Raw genomic sequence first — 209 nt, 5'->3', positions numbered from 1 at the left:
TTGTTCGGCGGTGTCCTACTCTCCCACAGGGTCCCCCCTGCAGTACCATCGGCGCTGAAAGGCTTAGCTTCCGGGTTCGGAATGTAACCGGGCGTTTCCCTAACGCTATGACCACCGAAACACTATGAAACACAACCCCACACAACACCCCCACCAGGAGGCTTTGTGGGTGGCTGGTTGTTTCAGAACCACACAGTGAACGCGAGCAC

The 209-nt window shown here is 56.9% G+C and carries 1 rRNA gene; it reads right to left on the bottom strand.

The window, feature by feature from the left end:
- Window positions 1-2 precede the first annotated feature (2 nt).
- Window positions 3-119, bottom strand: a 5S ribosomal RNA gene (rrf, locus tag K7862_RS37185).
- Between the last annotated feature and the right edge of the window lie 90 nt (window positions 120-209).

The organism is Actinacidiphila acidipaludis, from assembly GCF_019890725.1.
GTDB lineage: Bacteria > Actinomycetota > Actinomycetes > Streptomycetales > Streptomycetaceae > Actinacidiphila > Actinacidiphila acidipaludis.
This window is presented reverse-complemented; position numbering and strand designations above follow the sequence as displayed.